Origin of the sequence: Acetomicrobium sp. UBA5826, assembly GCF_002433005.1 — a bacterium.
GTDB lineage: Bacteria > Synergistota > Synergistia > Synergistales > Acetomicrobiaceae > Acetomicrobium.
This window is the reverse complement of sequence record NZ_DJHF01000002.1, coordinates 1-18,035: the sequence shown is the minus strand read 5'-3', so window position 1 is coordinate 18,035 and position 18,035 is coordinate 1. Positions and strand designations below refer to the sequence as shown.

General features: G+C 47.7%; 18 protein-coding genes, 2 tRNA genes and 1 riboswitch. Of the genes, 10 read left to right on the top strand and 10 right to left on the bottom strand.

Annotated elements, in window-relative coordinates; genetic code table 11:
* Window positions 1–173: 173 nt before the first annotated feature.
* The 6 genes from B3N34_RS00125 to B3N34_RS00100 all read right to left on the bottom strand — a co-directional run bounded on the left by B3N34_RS00125 (window position 174) and on the right by B3N34_RS00100 (window position 5,695).
* Entirely contained in the window at window positions 174–917 is a 744-nt protein-coding gene (locus tag B3N34_RS00125; RefSeq protein WP_286973710.1) for an ABC transporter permease, read from the bottom strand.
* A complete protein-coding gene (locus tag B3N34_RS00120) occupies window positions 910–1,653 on the bottom strand; it encodes an ABC transporter ATP-binding protein (protein ID WP_286973706.1) in 744 nt (247 codons plus the stop codon). The genes B3N34_RS00125 and B3N34_RS00120 overlap by 8 nt, the downstream gene beginning before the upstream one ends.
* Before the next feature lie 68 nt (window positions 1,654–1,721).
* Window positions 1,722–1,832: riboswitch (TPP riboswitch) on the bottom strand.
* 72 nt (window positions 1,833–1,904) lie between these two features.
* Complete coding sequence (locus tag B3N34_RS00115; RefSeq protein ID WP_286973705.1) at window positions 1,905–2,999, bottom strand: ABC transporter ATP-binding protein; 1,095 nt, start codon at window positions 2,997–2,999, stop codon at window positions 1,905–1,907.
* Window positions 2,996–3,625, bottom strand: a complete 630-nt coding sequence (gene modB, locus B3N34_RS00110) for a molybdate ABC transporter permease subunit (RefSeq protein WP_286973702.1) — start codon at window positions 3,623–3,625, stop codon at window positions 2,996–2,998. Before modB ends, B3N34_RS00115 begins: the two co-directional genes overlap by 4 nt.
* Window positions 3,622–4,383, bottom strand: a complete 762-nt coding sequence (gene modA / locus B3N34_RS00105; RefSeq protein WP_286973700.1) for a molybdate ABC transporter substrate-binding protein — start codon at window positions 4,381–4,383, stop codon at window positions 3,622–3,624. Before modA ends, modB begins: the two co-directional genes overlap by 4 nt.
* Before the next feature lie 121 nt (window positions 4,384–4,504).
* Window positions 4,505–5,695: a coenzyme F420-0:L-glutamate ligase gene (locus B3N34_RS00100; protein WP_286973698.1), complete on the bottom strand. Its 1,191-nt coding sequence runs from the start codon at window positions 5,693–5,695 to the stop codon at window positions 4,505–4,507.
* A gap of 235 nt (window positions 5,696–5,930) precedes the next feature.
* Here B3N34_RS00100 and B3N34_RS00095 point away from each other — a divergent pair, with 235 nt between their 5' ends.
* The 6 genes from B3N34_RS00095 to B3N34_RS00070 all read left to right on the top strand — a co-directional run bounded on the left by B3N34_RS00095 (window position 5,931) and on the right by B3N34_RS00070 (window position 11,684).
* Complete coding sequence (locus B3N34_RS00095; protein WP_286973695.1) at window positions 5,931–7,937, top strand: FAD-dependent oxidoreductase; 2,007 nt, start codon at window positions 5,931–5,933, stop codon at window positions 7,935–7,937.
* Between the two features lie 13 nt (window positions 7,938–7,950).
* Window positions 7,951–8,502, top strand: coding sequence for a hypothetical protein (locus B3N34_RS00090; RefSeq protein WP_286973692.1), 552 nt, complete (start codon window positions 7,951–7,953; stop codon window positions 8,500–8,502).
* Window positions 8,503–8,629: 127 nt separating this feature from the next.
* Complete coding sequence (locus B3N34_RS00085; RefSeq protein ID WP_286973690.1) at window positions 8,630–9,712, top strand: pyridoxal-phosphate-dependent aminotransferase family protein; 1,083 nt, start codon at window positions 8,630–8,632, stop codon at window positions 9,710–9,712.
* Between the two features lie 145 nt (window positions 9,713–9,857).
* The gene (locus tag B3N34_RS00080) at window positions 9,858–10,736 is read left to right on the top strand and encodes a lysophospholipid acyltransferase family protein (RefSeq protein WP_286973687.1); all 879 of its coding nucleotides are present in this window, start codon (window positions 9,858–9,860) and stop codon (window positions 10,734–10,736) included.
* On the top strand, window positions 10,736–11,209 hold the full coding sequence (locus B3N34_RS00075) for an endonuclease (protein WP_286973686.1): 474 nt from the start codon (window positions 10,736–10,738) through the stop codon (window positions 11,207–11,209). The genes B3N34_RS00080 and B3N34_RS00075 overlap by 1 nt, the downstream gene beginning before the upstream one ends.
* Window positions 11,199–11,684, top strand: a complete 486-nt coding sequence (locus tag B3N34_RS00070) for a chemotaxis protein CheX (protein WP_286973685.1) — start codon at window positions 11,199–11,201, stop codon at window positions 11,682–11,684. Before B3N34_RS00075 ends, B3N34_RS00070 begins: the two co-directional genes overlap by 11 nt.
* A 10-nt stretch (window positions 11,685–11,694) precedes the next feature.
* Here the strand turns inward: B3N34_RS00070 and B3N34_RS00065 are convergent, their stop codons facing one another.
* Window positions 11,695–12,252: a chromate transporter gene (locus B3N34_RS00065; protein ID WP_286973684.1), complete on the bottom strand. Its 558-nt coding sequence runs from the start codon at window positions 12,250–12,252 to the stop codon at window positions 11,695–11,697.
* Entirely contained in the window at window positions 12,245–12,778 is a 534-nt protein-coding gene (locus tag B3N34_RS00060; protein WP_286973682.1) for a chromate transporter, read from the bottom strand. The genes B3N34_RS00065 and B3N34_RS00060 overlap by 8 nt, the downstream gene beginning before the upstream one ends.
* Before the next feature lie 140 nt (window positions 12,779–12,918).
* Here B3N34_RS00060 and B3N34_RS00055 point away from each other — a divergent pair, with 140 nt between their 5' ends.
* Window positions 12,919–13,956, top strand: coding sequence for a hypothetical protein (locus tag B3N34_RS00055; RefSeq protein WP_286973680.1), 1,038 nt, complete (start codon window positions 12,919–12,921; stop codon window positions 13,954–13,956).
* Here the strand turns inward: B3N34_RS00055 and B3N34_RS00050 are convergent.
* Both B3N34_RS00050 and B3N34_RS00045 read right to left on the bottom strand, forming a co-directional pair.
* A complete protein-coding gene (locus B3N34_RS00050; RefSeq protein WP_422652823.1) occupies window positions 13,953–14,549 on the bottom strand; it encodes an aspartate/glutamate racemase family protein in 597 nt (198 codons plus the stop codon). The genes B3N34_RS00055 and B3N34_RS00050 overlap by 4 nt on opposite strands.
* A gap of 140 nt (window positions 14,550–14,689) precedes the next feature.
* Entirely contained in the window at window positions 14,690–15,424 is a 735-nt protein-coding gene (locus tag B3N34_RS00045; protein ID WP_286973675.1) for an SDR family NAD(P)-dependent oxidoreductase, read from the bottom strand.
* A 103-nt stretch (window positions 15,425–15,527) separates the two neighbouring features.
* Between B3N34_RS00045 and B3N34_RS00040 the strand changes: the two genes are divergently transcribed.
* From B3N34_RS00040 to B3N34_RS00030, 3 genes are all read left to right on the top strand, one after another.
* Window positions 15,528–17,606 carry a patatin-like phospholipase family protein gene (locus B3N34_RS00040; RefSeq protein WP_286973674.1) on the top strand — a complete coding sequence of 693 codons (2,079 nt, stop codon included), beginning with the start codon at window positions 15,528–15,530 and terminating at the stop codon, window positions 17,604–17,606.
* Window positions 17,607–17,693: 87 nt separating this feature from the next.
* Window positions 17,694–17,779: transfer RNA gene (locus B3N34_RS00035), tRNA-Tyr, on the top strand.
* Between the two features lie 4 nt (window positions 17,780–17,783).
* Window positions 17,784–17,859 (top strand) — tRNA-Thr (locus B3N34_RS00030).
* The last annotated feature ends 176 nt before the right edge of the window (window positions 17,860–18,035 follow it).

Here is an 18,035-nt window from a genome sequence, read left to right as displayed (position 1 = left end):
GGTCCACGTTGGGAAACCAGTCCAGGACCAGGGTAATTTCCTTTCCCATCGCCGGGACCGCAAGAGCCAAGATCAACAAAAATGTCAAACACATCCGTTTCATTTTTACAACCTCCTATTCATGAATAATTATGTATTTACAGTTACCTAATGGAGCCTATGTCTCGAATCAGTCATTCCTTGGTGTTAAGCCAGAAAAGAAAGCGTTTCTCCAATCTGCTGACCAACAGCCAAAGCCCCATGCCCATCAAACTTAGCCAAACCAGTGCGGCGAAAAGCATATCGGTCCGCAACCTTGCGTTCATTTGAATCATCAAATATCCTAACCCCCTTTGAGCTCCCACCCATTCTCCCAGAACCGCTCCGATGGTGGCCACTGCCACTGCAACCTTAAGTCCTGAAAAAAAGGATGGCAGAGCAGCGGGCCAGTAGAGAAGCCTCATCTTTTTTCGGAATGGGGCATCGAGGAGGTCGAAGACGATCTCCAGATCAGGATCGACCTGTTTAAAGCCGGAATATGTGGAGACCGTAAGGGGGAAAAAGATCACTATCGTTGCCATGACTATTTTGCTCAAAAGACCATAGCCGAACCAAACGACCAAAAGAGGTGCCACGGCAAACACGGGGATCGCCTGAGAGGCGACCAGGAATGGCGTTAAGGCGGCATCTATGGAAGGATGTTTGAACATGACGATCGAAAGCGGCAGCGATATGGCAAGGCTTAAACATAAGCCCAGGCCAATCTCTAGGGCTGTTACGAGAGCATGGCCGGCTAAAAGAGGAGCCTGCAATAAAGTTGTCTGTAGGACGATTGAGGGAGGGGGAAGTATGAATTTGGGTACGTCGAGAAGGCGTACCAAGAGTTCCCATATGACCAAGATGGAGGTTATCAAAAGAAAGGGAGCCTTCCTATGCATCTACCAGCTCACCTCTCAATATAGAGAATATTTCCTCTTCCATAGCGGCCAACTTTGGCCCCAGACTTTGTCTGGGTTTAGGCATATCTCTCATGTCTATTTCTTTGATGATTCCTGTGGGCAGATGAGACAACAAAAATATCCTGTCGGCGAGGAGGAGGGCCTCTTTGATGTCGTGAGTAATCATCAATACGGTCTTTTCAAACTCGAGCTGGATGCGAAGGATTTCTTTCTGCAGTAACCTCCTGGTGAGGGCATCCAGGGCAGATAGAGGTTCATCGAGGAGCAGTATTTCTCTGTCGAAGAGAAGAGTTCTTACCAGTGCCGCCCTTTGGCGCATTCCTCCCGAGACTTGATAGGGAAAGTAATCTTCAAATCCAGACAGGCCGAAACGGGACAGGAGGCCGATGGCCTTATTGCGTTCCCTTTGAAGGTCTTTGCCCAGGACTTTTGCAGGGATCAAGACGTTATCCAAAAGGGTGGACCAGGGCAAAAGCAGGTCCTTTTGCAGCATTATAGCGGCTTCGTCCTTCAGATCGCTAACTTTCACGCCCTTCCATTCGATATGGCCGCTGTCTCTTCCTTCTATCCCTGCTATGACTCTGAATAGAGTGCTTTTACCGCACCCCGAGGGGCCAAGAAAGACGCCAAAGTTTCCACGTTCGGTGGAAAAATTTATATTCCTGAACACCGTCAGGTTCGGATAGATCTTTGTGATACCGCAAACCTTCAACAAAAATTGCCGACCTCCTCTTTTAGGATCAGTCGGCATACAGGGAAAGGCTGCGCTTTAATAAATTGATATTGCAAAATTTTTTACCTTCCCTCCGCCGGCATGACCCGGATCAGGTTCTAAGGGTCGAAGCTGTCAAAAGCTTCCTCTCAGTCGGTTACCCGACTCCCCCGGAAGTTATGTTTCCATTCTATCACAAACTTTGCATTCGAGAAGGGCCATGTATCTTAAGGCACTTCACGAGGGGCTATCGATTAGTTTGCAGAACAACACTCCTCATCCGTCAATACCGTTATGCTCGAAGGTTGGATGCTGAATAATATGGGATGTCCCTCCCGCAGGTTTAGGGTTAGGTATGAATCTTTTGAGAACTCCGCATGCCACTCTACATCAGCTCCGAAGATATAGAGTCTGACGGATCCGTTTATCTCCATTTTCTCCACTATCGTTCCCTCCTGTGTGTTAGGTTGCAGTTCATGATCCACGGGAAGATTGGGATAAATGAGTTTTATCTGGTCGGGAGGGATGAAAACCGTCGCCTTACCTGCGGTCAACTCTTTAGAGGGCGAGAGCCTCAGCCTCCCCTTTTGCCATGTGAACCAGTGATAGCCGTCATCGATTGCTATTTCGCCTCGTATTAAAGTTCCCCATCCTAGGGAATGCCAAATGTTAGCTTGACTTAAAGGGTCCCAGAGCTTGCTTGCCTCGAGGTCGGCCATTATCGATCCGTCGCGCATGATAAAGACCCTGTTCGCCAGAGAGCAGACGTCCTCGATGTCGTGGGTCACGTATAGAATTGGAGTTTTGACCCTTTCGAAAAGCTTTTTCAGCTCTCTTCTCAACGCCCGACGCAACGGTCCTTCGAGGGCGCTGAAGGGTTCGTCTAAGAGCAAAAGATCAGGTTTTGGCGCCAAGGCCCTTGCCAGCGCAACGCGTTGCCTCTGTCCGCCGGATAGTTGATCGGGCATTCTGTCGTAAAACCCCTCGAGCCTCATGGCATCTAGCCAACTTTTTGCCAAGTGCCACCTATTCGGCCCCTTTAGGCCATATGCGACATTTTCCAAGACCGTCAGATGGGGAAACAGGGCAAGCTCCTGAAATACCAACCCGATCTTTCTCTTTGCCGCCCTTATAAAGACGGAAGAGGAAGAGTCGTATAAAAGGCGATCCATGAGGCTTATGCGCCCTTTGTCGGGCTTTACTATGCCTGCCAGTATTTTCAGGGTTTGGCTCTTCCCGGCACCGCTGGGGCCGAAGAGTACTCCGATCTCCTCTTTGAGTCTGAGTGAAACATCAAGACTAAAATTGCCTAATCTTTTGAAGAATGTAGCCTCTAAACAATCTTTCACGCCTTACCTCCCGCCCTCTTTACAATTAATAGGCTGGCAATTCCCAATGCCGTCAGCAAGATGGCTGCAATATTTGCCTCAAAAAAACTCATGGATTCGACGCTGCTATATATGAAAAGCGGCAAAGTCTGGGTCCTTCCTGGTATATTCCCCGCTATCATTAAGGTTACGCCGAATTCCCCAAGAGCTCTCATGGAGGATAGGGCAAGTCCTCCGATTATGTAAGGTTTAGCCAGGGGGAAGGTTACCCTCCGAAACACCTCGAATTCGCTGTCGCCAAGAGTGCGGGCTGCCGCTTCCAGCTTTTCGTCTACAGAGCTGAAACCCGATTTAGCGGCCTGTATCATTATGGGAAGGGCGGGAAAAAGAGGAGCTATGACGGCAGCGGTAAAGGAAAAAAGTATATTTGCCTCTTTCAGATACGGGATACGTCCCAACGCCATGAGAAGGTATAGACCTACAACGGAAGGGGGGAGAGCGATCGGTAATATAATGAGGTCGTAAACCAAGTTCTTCCCCCTGAAGTTCTTTTTTGCCAAGATCCAGCCGATCGACGTTCCTAAAAAAAACAGCAGAGGGATATCGGCCGCTAACACTTTTAAGCTTACTAAAAGAGACGGAATCATTTCCCTTGCACTGGCTCAAAACCCCATTTGATCCATGTTTCGTTGGCCCTTTCGGATCTTATGTACTCCCAAAAGGCCTTGAGGTTCTCCGAATATCTTTCCTTGACCAGGCCACCGCTGTTTTGCAATGGTTCCACGGGCAGCACGGTATATCTTCCTTTGTTCAGCTTTTTTGCGATCGATAAGGAGAACATCCCTATATCTGCTCCTCCGCTTTTGACGGCCAGCGCAGCCTGTTCCACATTGCCCGTTATCACAAGTCTTTTTTCCTCTAACAGCTCATCGTAAATGCCCTGAGATTGCAGATAATGTGCAGCGGCTTTGCCGAAGGGCGCAGCTTTCGTGTCGGCGATGGATATGCGGACATCCTTTTTCTTTAAAGTATCCGTCGAAATAGGCTCGTCCTTCGCCCACCATGCCACAAGGAAAGATGAAGCCACGGGAAATACATCGAACAAAAAGCCTTCTTTTAGAAGCTTTTCAGTCCATTCAGGACTCGCGGGCAGATATAAGCCAAAAGGAGCCCCTGCCATTATTTGAGACGCGAGCTTGCCTGAGGCGCCGGCAACTATTTTAGGAGTCCTTCCCATCTTTTCGGATTCGAATTCGGACGCCAAATCCTTGATGCACTCATGAATGCTCGAGGCAACGGCTACTATGTCTTCTTGGGCGGCCGGAGCGGAATTGACGGCATTAAAGGACAGAATAAGGACTGCTCCGATGACGATTGCAAGCAATTGTCTGATTCTGTACGACATGGAAAATACCTCCCATGGAATATATTAGGATGCCCGGGTTGATTTAGCCATGCGATTAGGGGTGCATCCATGTCAAGTATAGATATCTTTTAAAAAAACGCAACATTGTTGCAAAATTGTATTACCATTCGGCCGTATAATCGTCGAAGTATCCCTGTACTAACACTATGGGCGTTCCCTTGTCTCCGCTTCCGCTGGTCAGGTCGCACAAGCTTCCGAGAAGATCGGTGTACATGCGGGGAGTGGTGCCCAAAGTCTCGTTTGTATCTATGCCAAGCTCTTTCTTCTTGAGAATACGCTCTTTGACGGATTCTTCGAGGGCGCTTCTACTTCCCTCCAGCTCTTTGTCGATTACATATTTTAATTTGATCTCTTTAGGTGTTCCCGTCAGGCCTTGGGTGAAGCCGGGAGAGACCACGGGATCGGCAAGCTCCCATATGCCGGTCTTGGGGTCCTTGAAAGCTCCATCGCCGTAAATCATTACCTCCACTTCTACGCCAAAGATGTTTTTAAGCTCGGACTGTATTTTTTCGCAGATTTCCTGGCAGTTTCGTGGAAAAAGTTTGACCTTGTCTTCAGAGGCCATGTTGGATCCGAGCAAGCCGTACTCGGGGTTATAGCCGCTCCCGTTCACGGGTTCGGTAAGCAGGTCGTCTAATCCGAGAACCCTCTTGGCGCCGGCTTTGGAAAGGATTTTTTTCGTCCAAGATCTTTCATGGATGTTTGCGACCAAGATTTCGCTTGAGTAGTTCAAAGCCACCTTCGGGTCGTTCGAAAAATATATATTCACTTTGCCTTTAGGGGCCAGGCTTTTGTAAAGCTCAACGTAATCGACTCCTGTAAAGGGATGAATAATGGCGAGCCCGGGTATGGTTCGATAGTCTTTTTCGTCTAATAAATCGGTGTAGGGATTTATGTCTTTATCGTAAAGGACGTCCCTGTCCATTACGGGATTGCCAACCTCGTCGTTGGGATAATTTAAAAAAAGATGTATAGTTTTTCCGGTCAAAGCAATGCCTTTGAGGATTAAAGAGAACCTGTTCCGACTTATTATGGGAAAAAGAACTGCTATTTCCTCGGCAGATGTCTTTTGTGAAATGTCGGCAGCTATGTGGTATATAGTGGCATAGTTTCCCTGCGTTCTGGCGACCAATGATTCGGTAATGCCTATGACATCCCTGTTTCGCAGCGAAAAGCCCTCATCTTTACACGCCCTCTTTATGGAATCTATCACTAATGAGATCACGTCATCTCCAGCTTTGGCCAAAGGTGCCCTGATCCCTCTAGCTATCGTGCCAACTCTACGTGTCATGTTAAATCACACCCCCCTTGCACTTTATGTGGGTTTCTTTGCGACCGTTCGATAATATAACATAAATTTGTTTTTATCGATATCTTGCCAAAGCAGTCGACCTCTTTGTTATTTTATGCCCAAAGTTATGGTTAATATACCACGGCGTATTAATAACGCGGCTTTCAGGGCGTGATATAATATATTATAGCTAGCGCATGAGGAGATAGACATAAATAAGGAGGTGTCATCGAAAATGCAGAAGGGTCAAGAAAAGCTGTTTGAGCCCATCAGAATAGGAAGTGCGGTAATGCCAAATAGGATTGCCATGGCTCCCATGGGAATCATTGGCTTGGTTACCGAGGATGGCTGTTTTGCAGACAGAGCCGTCGAATACTACGTCGAACGGGCTCGTGGCGGTACCGGGCTTATCATAACGGGAGCGGTTAAGGTTGAAAACGAGATAGAAAAGCTGAAAATGCCCACCTTTCCCTGCATAACGTTAAATCCGCTTCATTTCATCACTAGGGCTTCGGAACTTACGGAAAGAGTTCATGCCTACGGATCGAAGATATTCGTCCAAGTTACGGCCGGTCTGGGCCATAATGCTCATCCAATCATGCTCGACTGTCAACCGGTAGCTCCTTCGGCCATTCCAAACTACTGGGAACCCAACGTAACATGCAGGGAGCTTAAGACCGAGGAAGTGGAACGCCTGGTCGAGAGGTTTGCAGAAGCAGCAGAGATCGCCGTGGCTTGCGGCTTCGATGGCATCGAGATACACGCCATGCATGAAGGCTACCTTCTGGATCAGTTCACCATGAGCTTCTTCAATAGGAGGACCGACAAATATGGCGGCGATCTAGAAGGAAGGCTGACTTTCCCCATTGAAATCGTCAAGGCCATTAAGTCTAGAGTTGGTAAGGACTTTCCCGTGGTCTTGAGGTTCAGCATAAAAAGTTATATAAAGGGTTGGAACCGCGGAGGGTTACCTGGCGAGAACTTTGAAGAAAAGGGCAGAGATCTTAAAGAAGGCTTAATAGCTGCCAGGATACTACAGGATGCCGGTTACGATGCTTTTAACGCCGATGCGGGATCGTATGAAGCATGGTATTGGGCCCATCCGCCGAACTATATGAAACACGGCTGTTACATAGACCTGATTCGAGAGTTAAAAAAGGTGGTAAGCGTTCCCGTGCTCATGGCCGGCAGGATGGAGCTGCCCGACCTTGCCGCTCAAGCTTTGGAAGAAAAAACTGCCGATGTGATCGTCTTGGGAAGAGGGTTGCTCGCGGATCCCGAGTGGCCAAACAAGGTAAAGTCAGGCCAGGAAGAAAGGATCAGGCCCTGCTTGGGATGTCAAGATGGCTGTCTGGGCAGGATATTTGAGGGAAAACCCCTTTCCTGTGCGGTCAACCCCGCCTGTGGCAGAGAAAAGGAATTAGCCATCACCCCGACAACGAATCCTAAGAAGGTTGCCGTCGTAGGCGGCGGCTTGGCCGGTATGGAATCGGCTAGGGTTGCTGCTTTAAGGGGACATAAGGTGACGATATTTGAGAGGTCAGGACATCTCGGAGGCCATATCATCGAGGCCTCGGTGCCCGAGTTTAAGAAGGACGAGGAAAGGCTGCTTAAGTGGTACGAAAATGAGCTTCAAAGGGCAGGCGTCACCGTGAAACTCAACACGACGGTAACGCTTGATCTGCTTCAAGAGGAAGCTCCCGATGTAGTTATCGTGGCCACGGGCTCAAGCCCCAGGGACTTAAACGTTCCAGGCGTTGATAATAACAACGTCGTAAAGGCAGAAGACTTGCTCTTGGGTAAGGCGAAGGCAGGACAGAACGTATTGGTCGTCGGAGGTGGTCTCGTTGGTTGTGAGACGGCCCTTTGGCTGGCCCAACAGGGCAAGTCAGTCACGATAGTTGAGATGCTGGATGAGCTGATGTCGGCAGGTATGCCGCTGTGCCATGCCAACAAACAGATGCTTTTAGACCTGCTCTGCTTCCACAATGTAAAGGTCGTAACTGGCACAACCGTAGCTGAGGTTACTTCCAAGGGTGCTGTGTTGATGGACAAAAACTTTAGAAAGACAGAGTTTGAGGCCGACACCATCGTCGTTGCCATTGGCCTTAAGGAGGAAAACAAGCTTTACGACTCGGTGAGGAAGGAATTTCCGAACTCCTACCTCATAGGAGATGCCATGAAGGTGCGTAACTTCATGTTCACCATATGGGATGCCTTCGAGGTGGCGAGGAACATTTAACAACGAAGGATCTATGTCGGGAAAGCTGGCTTTTTTGTGCGAAGGCGCAAATGATGTACTGGTCGTAAAAAGCATCGTTAGACAGCTTGTCCCGGACCATGTAATAACAAAGGTAAGACAACTTGGGGGAGTCAACAGGCTCCTGAAGGAAGCGTGTCGTCATGCGCGAATCTTGAATGCCAAGGGATACTTCGTGATAGCCATATACGACGAAGCAGACGATAAGGATGAAAACCTCATATTGGAATCGGAAAGTCCGGGGCTAATCCTCGTTCCCGCTAGGCGAAAGATTGAAGCCTGGCTTTTGGCTGATGACGATGCCGTTAGAAGGGCCTCGGGGTTAGCCTTTCGAGGCCCTTTTCCTACGGATCGGATAGAAGATCCCAAGGCCGTTTTGTTGCATCACTTTTACAGGGCGGTTCGCGAGAGAAAGAGGTCTTATATATTTAAAGAAAGGGATTTTTTTAAGGCTATTTTATTGAATTGGGATTTAGAGCGGGCGAGAAGGAAAAATATTTCCTTGAATGTACTGTACGAGAGTATAAACCGTAAAAGGAGGGCTTAAGCCCTCCTTTTACGGTTTTGAATTTCCAGTCCAGATTCGCATAAAAATGTTCAAAAGAGGCTATAGCCAATTGAGTGGGAAGGTTCAATGATATATAGAAAATTTTACTAAGTTAGGAGTGAAAGGAATGAAAACCTATCCCATAGGTTTGGTTCCCGGACCTGTTTCGGTGCCTAAGGACATAAGGGAAGTCTATACCGTCGATTTTGGGAGTGCTGATCTAGAGGATGATTTTTTTGAGCTTTACAGAAAGGCGGCAGATTTGATGAAAAATATCCTCTCCACCAAGGGCGATGCGGTCATAATGTCAGGAGAGGGAATGCTGGCCCTCTGGGGAGCTTTAAAAAGCGTTGTATCCCCCGGCAAAAGGGTGCTAGCCGTCTCGAACGGCATATTTGGCGAGGGGATAGCGCAGATGGCAAGATCTTTGGGGTGTGAAGTAAGGGAAGTTTCCTTCGATTACGATTCCATACCCGATCCGGAAGTCATCAGAAAAGAGGCGCTGACTTTCAGGCCCTTTATAATAACTGCAGTCCATTGCGAGACGCCGAGCGGCGTTTTAAACCCGGTCAAGCCCATAGGTGAAATAGCCGAGGAAGTAGGTGCGCTGTTTTATGTGGATTTTGTCTCGAGCGCTTGCGGAACGGAGGTGCTCGTAGACGACTGGCATATAGATCTCGGCCTTCTTGGAAGCCAAAAAGCCCTCAGCCTCCCGCCAGATCTGGCCATCGTTACGGTGAGCGAGAAGGCCTGGGATGCAATAGCGGCGAGAAATTACGAAGGTTACGACGCATTGCTGCCCTGGAGAGATGGTCCAGGCAAAAAAGAGCTTCCCTATACGCATAATTGGCATGCCGTAGCAGCCTTGTTTAAGGCAGCGGATAAGCTTTTAAGGGAAGGCCTGGAAAACGTGTATAAACGCCATGAGGACGTAAAAAACTATTGTTTGAAAAGGCTCAAAAACATGGGCCTGAAAGTCTTTGCCGGGGAAGAGCGCTACTCTTCGCCCACTGTTACTGCTGTATGTGTGCCAGAAAATCGGAATTGGGAAATACTTAATAGCTCCTTAAGGGAGAGAGGAGTGGTCTTGGGGGGGAGCTATGGCCCGCTTAAAGGACGCCTTTTCAGGATAGGGCATATGGGAAGCCAGGCCGATAAGGAGCTGGTTGGAAAAGCCCTGGATGTTTTGCAGGAAATTTTGAACAATTAAGAAGTTTTTAGGTTATACTTTTCAGTATGTCTACGGAAGCTTTCAAGTCACTCCTTTGTGAAAATACCGATATGCCGAAGGACACGTTTTGAGATAATTTATACATGTTACGGATAACATAACTATGGATGGTGATTAAATTTTCATGACTCAAGAGCTCATATGGTTAGGCATACAGTATTTGAGCATGCAATCACGGCTGTTGCCCCATTCTGCAGCCCTGTCTTTGGGTGGCAGCATGGGGCGCATGGTCTTCAGCTTAAATAAAGACAAATCCTCAAAGGCCATCATCAGGTGTTCAAAATTTCTGGGCTGTAGCCTCGAAGTTGCCAGAGAGGTCGTCGCAAAATCGTATATAAATTTGGGCAGAAGCGTCGTAGAATTTCTGAATTTGTCGAAGATAGGCAAAAAAATAGACGAAATAGTTTCTGTCCATGACATAGAAAATCTTAATGATGCCCTGGCTTGCGGCAGGGGAGTGATATTGCTCACAGCACATTTGGGCAATTGGGAGCTCGCAGCGGCCTATCTGGGGATCAAGGATTATCCGATGAGGGCTATAGGGGCCGAACAGCGGGATGCTCGTATCACTAAGTTGATATCCGATGTTAGGGCCTCCTGTGGTGTCGAGACTATTGGTAAGGGTTTCGACCTGAGGGGTGCCATAAGGTGCCTTCAGGAAGGAAATATCTTGGGTGTTTTGCTCGATCAAGACGCAAAGGATAAGGGAATAATCGCTCCCTTTTTAGGACAACCGGCAAGCACTCCCTACGGGCCCGTAAAGCTTGCCATGAAGATGCGATCGCCAATAGTTCCCCTGTTTATAGTACGAAGGAAGGATAACACTCATCACGACCTTTACTTTTTGCCCTCTTTGGAGGAAAGGGTGAAAGATTTTTACGACAGACCTATTGAAGAAAACGTTCGATTGTGCAATGATATCCTGTCCGAATGGATTTCAAGGCACCCCGAACAGTGGCTTTGGCTGTATCCCCGATGGGCCTCTACTTTGGGTGACAGGTGATGTACCTTGGCTTGGATCCGGGAAGAGATAAAATTGGCTTTGCCTTTGTAGACGAAAACGGCGAGCTACTTTATTCGGGAATTATCCCCAAAAAAATATTTGAAAGCTTTTTGATTGCCCTGTCTGAAGGTAATTGGGTTGAATTAGCTCCCTACGGGTGCGAGGGGGATGTGTCGCTGCTCGTCGACAAAGGCGTAGAGTTGGTGTTGTTGGGCGGCGGCACTGCTTCGGAGGAACTAGAGCGCGGGTTGCTCAGGAAGAAAATCGAATACGAAGTTGTAGATGAATCCTTCTCAACGTTGCAAGCCAGAAAGATGTATTACATAATTCATCCGCCCAAGGGTTTTCGCAGGCTTTGGCCTTTGTCGCTTTTAGTCCCCGGAAGGGACATAGATGACCTGGCTGCCTGGGCGCTGACCAGAAGGTGGATGGAGAAAAAGATCGTCGATGGAGGGGTAACGCATGGATCCTAAAATTTTTTCGGTAGTCGTCAACGGATTTGCCGGGGCTCTGGTATCGGTATGCAAAAGCATGGGTGTAGATATAGCCCTCGATAAGGCTGCTATCACCTCCGAAGTGAGCGTTTCGGGAAGCAGGGCAGCCGCCTTGGTTGGTTTTATCGCATCCAAGGTAAGGGGCACTGTAGCAATTATGGTAGATGAGGCAAGCTTTAACGAAATAGTGTCTGCCATGTCAGGCGGAGCTATAACGCCAAAGCTGGGCGATGCGCTGTCCATGAGCGTGCTGGGGGAGCTGGCGAACATGGCAAGCGGGCAGGCATTTATAAAGCTAAACGAGATGGGAAGTGTAGATTTGACCCCGCCGCAGCTGCTGGTGGGAGAGCATATAAGATCCATTCCGTCGGCAGGAGATTCGACCAGATGTTTTACACTGCCCTTCAGGTTGAAAGACGGAGGCACTTTGTATATGGTCCTTGCCATAAGCTAGGCTCTTTATTCTAGACATTCCATAACGCCCTGGCAGCTAACGCCGTCGCGACCGCCAATGCACCGCAAAGTATGATTGCCAGAGAGGGTTGGTCCTTCGCCTTTGACTTAAGCAGCAAGAACAGAGCCAGCGGCGTCAATAGTATATATATCGGTTCCCCTAGGGATGACGATAAGAGCCGCAGGGCGCTCGCTGTAAGAAGGGCTGCAACTCCCGGACGCAGGGATTGAGTTATTTTGTGTTTGGTTTTTGTGCCGAAGGGAAAGAATTTAATAGTGTAAGCTATTGTTAAAAGCAAAATAATGGGCGTTCCAACCATGAAAGCCGTTGCAACTGCAGCTCCCGGCAGGCCGGCAAGTCTTTTTCCGATATAGGTTGCTGCGTTGACTGCGATTGGGCCGGGTGACATCTGTGCCAAACTTATCATTTGTTCGAATTCCTCGGGAGAGAGCCAGTGGTAGTGTATTACTATTTCGTGATATATCAGTGCGATGGAAGCCAATCCTCCGGCAAAACTGCCCAAGGAAATCCTGCCAAAGGCCAGAGCAAGAAGTAGCAGTTCATTCAATGTCCCTTTTCCCTCCCCATGATATATTTACGATAAATCCGATGCTTAAAGCAAAAAGGGGGTGAATCCCCATGAGCATTAGGGCGGTCATGATGACGTAGCTTATAAAGCTGACTGCGCCCATCTTGTAGACAGAGCAGATCCATCGGGAAGCGGTTAAAAGGACGAAGACCATTACGCCTATTAACCCTCCTCGCAAAAAGGTTGCCACAAAGTAATTCGAAGCTCCTTGATTCATTAATAGGGGGGCCAGAAAATAGATTATCAGGAAAGGTGGCAGTATTGCCCCTAATATTGCCGTTAGTCCTCCGATGCTGCCCTTTAAGCTTTTGCCGATCAAGTATGATAGGTTCGTTATTATTGGTCCGGGGAGGGATGTGCTGACGGCAATAAGGGTAGGGATGTCGCACAGCGAATCCCAGGATTTCTTTTTTATCTCCAGCTCTATAAAGCCGATGAAGATGAAACCTCCCCCTAGGGCAAGCAAACTTGACTTCAGGAAGAGAAAGAAAATGTCTTTAATCATGACAGGGCCGCCTTTATGAATTTATAAATTAAGGATCCTTTGTCGTTGCCAAATACGATGTATTTAGTCTAATCTTAATACAATTGAACTGTTAGGCAAGGCTTCATGCTTAAATATTTCAAATAACGGAGAAGATGAAAATGACCGAATGGTATGCCAAGGGGCTGTTGGCCTATATGTTAGGCCTTAAAGAAGAAGAAATAGAGGAGTTGATCGATAGATACCTCCAGGAGGTGGGCGAAGAGGATCCGCGGACTTTGTTCATATACTTGATGAAGGAATGCAAAGACTATGTGGCTATATGGGCATCGATGTCCTTTAGTAATCAAATCACCATCTTGGCTGCAGCGATTGTAGGACCGGACAGCCAGCTGATATGGATATCTCAAGCCGCCTTGCCCTATTCGGCAAAGGGTATTACCATTGAAAAATGGTCGACAGTGGCCAACATATTGTCCAAAGGGGCGGGAACTTTGCCTGCTTCCGTTAACGAAGCGGAATTCATAGCGGCACAACATGCGAGTCAGCAACTGCGAAAAGTGTGGCCAGAGGTGGCAAGCGATGCCTATAACGTATTTTTGCAAAGCAACGAAAATGCCTCGGTAAGCGAAAGCTTTTTACCCAAGGAAAAATTGATAGAATACGAGAAAAAGATTCGCGAAGCTACAGGAAGGACGATTCCCGTCATTTCCTTCAAGATAGCCAAATTATCCTTGCCCGAGCTGAGGGAAAAGAGCGTAAACCTGACCTCCCTGGATCCTGCGATAACGAGGTATTTAAATCGCGTTACCAAAAATGTAGACGAAACGGGTTCATATGCAGTTGATACTTCTTCAGACGAGAATGCGTCTCTTTTGGAGATCGATCCTGTCATAGATGCTGTTAACGGGACGCCATTATCGGAGCTTCATCCTGGAGATGTGATATATCTCGCAAAAGATGAGAGCGAAGCTATAGGCCAGATCTTCATGGTGCGATTGCTTAAGGATGGCCAATACGAGATTCACGGCATACTTGAAGACGACGATAGGGAGGATTATTTCAGATTCATTGCGCCGGGAGACATTAAAGTCAAGACACCGCAATCCCTTGCGAAGGTCGGTTTAGATCTGCGCCTGATATTTGCCTTGATATTCGTGGTCATTTTATTCGTTGCCCTTCTTTTTTTGCCCTTCTAAGAGCAAAGGCTCTTTTGATCGTAAATAACGGAAATACATTTTAAAGCAAGGGCATCGAGGCTTGAAATCATCAGGCCTTCTTTGCCTATCGCCTTGAAAGCCAGGGGAATCTCAGTACAGGCTGCAACAAAGGGGATATCCCTTTCCCTGCTCAGCGAGGACAGGATATCCTTTAATAGAGAGCCCGCGCCTTGCAAATCGTTTTTCTTTACCAGTTCGATACAATTTTGGATTTGTTCCTGCGAACTTTTTTCGGGCAGCAAAAGCTGCACTCCCATTCGTTGGGCGTGTTTTTGGTAAAGCTCCGTCTTTATCGTTCCGGAGGTNNTCGGCAAATCAGCTTCCATTCTATCTATAAAATAATGGGCTGTATTGCAGGGGATGGCCAACAGGTCGGCCCCCCAGGCGGCAAGCTTGCGCAATCCTTCGAGCAAGTACGGCGAAGGATCTTCTCCTCCCCTCAATATGGCTTTGGTCCTATCCGGTATTTGTGGCCAAGAAAGCAAAATTACCTTTGGGTGTTCCTGATCGCATTCGGCAGGGGCCAATTTAGCCAGCAGCGTCATGAATTCCGCGGAGGCAAGAGGCCCCATACCACCTAATACTCCTAGAGTCTTTTTGGGAAACATGGCTATGGTCATATCTCCTTTGTGTTTTTTATTTTTTTCATCCATCCCATGATCAACAGTGGGATTCGGTATCTTTGATATTTCCCCACATGATCTTGTTTTTATTAATCCATATATCTGCCTGCATTGATGTCCAACACTTCGCCGTTTACGTAATCATTTTCTATCAAAAACCTTACTCCATGGGCAATTTCCTCTGGATAGGCCAATCTGCCGTTTGGAGAAAGGGCAGCCAATCGGGATTTATCTTCGGGCGTCAAAAGGTCTGTGTCCACAGGTCCCGGCGCTACGGCATTGACCTCGATATTGTGTTCTATTAATTCTCTCGCTAGATGAAAGGTCATGCCGATCAGCCCCGCCTTGCTCGCTGCATAATGGACGCCCATGGTCCCTCCGTTTTTCCCCGCCAAGCTGCTTATATTAACTATTTTACCCATCCTATTGCCGATCATATAGGGTAACACGCATTGAGTGAGCAAAAATACGCCTTTCAAGTTCAAGTTCAACACCCTGTCCCACTCTTCCTCGCCGATTTCCAGTAATATCGTGTTTTCCCCTATTATACCTGCGTTGTTTACAAGTATGTTGATAGTATCGAAGTCCTCGACGATTTGCTGAACGACAGCGCTTATTTCTGCCCTGTCGTAGAGGTTTGCTCTGTAATGACGTGCCTTTCTTCCCGTTTTTTCGATTTCTCTGACGGTCTCCAGGGCCGGTTCTTCCTTTGTGTTGTAGGTTAAAGCAATATGTGCTCCATGGGCTGCCAGGTCCATGCAAATTGCTTTGCCTATACCCCTGCTTCCACCCGTGACCAAAGCAACCTTGTCTTTTAAATCCATCTTAACTCCCCCTTCACTCTGTGGTTTTTGTGTTTATAGGGTATTAATTGCACAATAAAGATATAATAATACAGAAAATCTACTTTTCCTGGGGGTTAACATTATGTTCAAAAAAAATAAAGCCAGGCTGTTGATGATCTTTTTGCTTTCTGTGATGTTATTTTGTAAACAATCTGATGCTTCAGCTGATGAGGGAGTTGTCTTGGCCCTTTCCGGAGGGGGAGCTAAGGGATTGGCCCATATAGGTGTTATCAAAGTCCTGCAAGACGAGGGAGTGCCAATAGTCGGAATTGTGGGAACGAGCATGGGAGCGATAATTGGAGGTTTGGCAGCTGCCGGATACGATGGAGACGAACTGGCAAATATTTTTCAGGAATTGGACATATACGAATTGTTCTCCGATTCAAGGGATGGCAAAACGCCATCGTCTCAGAGCAAGTCGATAATCAGAATTGGTTACGATAAGGAAGGGCGAATTGCTGGAAGAAAGGGGCTCATGGAAGGCAAGGGTCTTTACGAGGAGATGTTGAAATATACGGCTAAAGCAGAAACCTACGATTTCATGAAATTGCCAATACCCTTCGTAGCCGTCGCCACGGACCTTGAAACCGGAGACATGGTTGTAATAACCAAGGGAAATCTCGCTTCTGCGATGAGGGCATCGATGGCCCTGCCGGGTATATTTTCTCCGTGGCCCTATGAGGGCAGGCTCCTCATCGACGGCGGTATGGTGGCAAATTTGCCCGTTAGAGTGGCAAAAGAGCTTTTTCCCGATTATCCCGTGGTAGCTGTAAATGTTACAGGAAAGTTGGTGGCCAAAGAGGAGATACGTTCGATAGTGGATGTGTTGGGGCAAACGGTCGGCATAGTGACGGCAAAAAATGCCCAAGAGGACCTGCAATACTCGGATTTTGTGATAAGCCCCTCCGTAGACGATATATCTTTGATGGACTTCTCCAATGCGTCTCGAATAATCGAGCGAGGCGCAGTTGCCGCCGCTCAAAAGATAGAAAATATAAAGCTGCTTGCGGCCAATAAAGTTGATGAAACTTACACTTCCGCTGAAAAGCCCGTCGTCAAAGACGTGATCTTGACCGGATTGCCCGATATAGAAAAACCCTTTATTGACGAAAAGAGATGGTGGATAGGCAGGCCGCTGAATATGGCACTAGTTAATGAAGCCCTTTTGGAACTTTTGAGGCATGATCGTGTGGCAACAGCCGACTATAAACTTTTAGAAGATGACGAAGAGGTCACCGTCGAGTTCGTGGTACAAAGGAAACCTCCTAAAGAATATAAATTCTATGGCTACAGCACAAACCTGTCCCCCTACAACAGGTGGGTTAGCCTCGAATATACGGGAAGAGATGTACTGAACATAGGCGATGAGGCAAACTTGAAATTATGGTTGGGTGAGAACACTCTTGCGAGGGCTAGCTATATGGGGAAAGAGGGAGGCACGTGGCGTTTCGAATCGGATCTGGCCTTTCAAGATTGGGAGATTTCTCCTGAAAACAGTGGAAAAGTAGATTGGAAGAGGTCGTTTTTGTATTTGGGATTCAGCAAGGTCGACGAAGACTTACTGCCCTTTAGCGGAGGGTTCGCCTTCGATTACATAGATGGTGATGGAAACGATCATCGTTGGGGCCCAATGGTCAAACTTTTTTATAAGAATAAATCAACAGACAAATCAAAGGGATATTTTGAAGCCAAAGGAGTGCTATGGTATCCTGAAGGAGAGACGTTGCTTGGGCATTTGGACTTTTATTCCTCTTTTTTCGTTGGAGATAAGCTGAGCCTGAATTTTTCCGGAGGTTTGGAGAAAGGGGATGCGAGCACTCCTGCTTGGGCATCTTACCTTGGAGGTCACGGAGAGCTGTTAAGTCGTTACGGACATCCTGTTATGGCGGATAACACGGCCTGGGTCAGAGTAGGCCTGAAGAGCGCCCTGATAAGAGGCTGGTTTGCAAGGTTTGAGCCTGAATTTTTTGGTGCTGTAGGTTACGCTATGGATGACGATTGGAATAGCTTTGATGATATTTGGGAAGTTGGAATAAGGCTTAATATTCCCAACAGGCTTATTGACTTGAACGTATTTGCTTTATATGATGATCGTAGCGATTGGACTTTTGGCTTTTCTGTGGGGATGCCGCCCCTTTCCTTTGAACCGGTTATGCCGTAATTTCGCCCATGTAGAGGTTTTGAAGTTGACAAACCGCCAGGTCCTTGTATAATCATTTTCGCGAGCCGGTTTATGGGGTTGGCTTTTGGGGGGATAGCCAAGTGGTCAAAGGCAGCAGACTGTAAATCTGCCGGCGGACGCCTTCGCAGGTTCAAATCCTGCTCCCCCCACCATTAAGCCGACTTAGCTCAGCAGGCAGAGCACTTCCATGGTAAGGAAGGGGTCGCCGGTTCGATTCCGGCAGTCGGCTCCAGAACGCTAGAGGTCCGAGACGCAGGGGTTGTTTCGGATCTCTTTTAGTATGTTGTCGGGAAATCATTTGCAAACGTGAAAGAAAAGGGCAGCAGGAAAAGGTAACGGCCGTCTTCTTGAAGTCGTTAAGGGTTAGCAATGCACGATCAGGTTAGTTTAAGGGAGGCTGACAAGCAT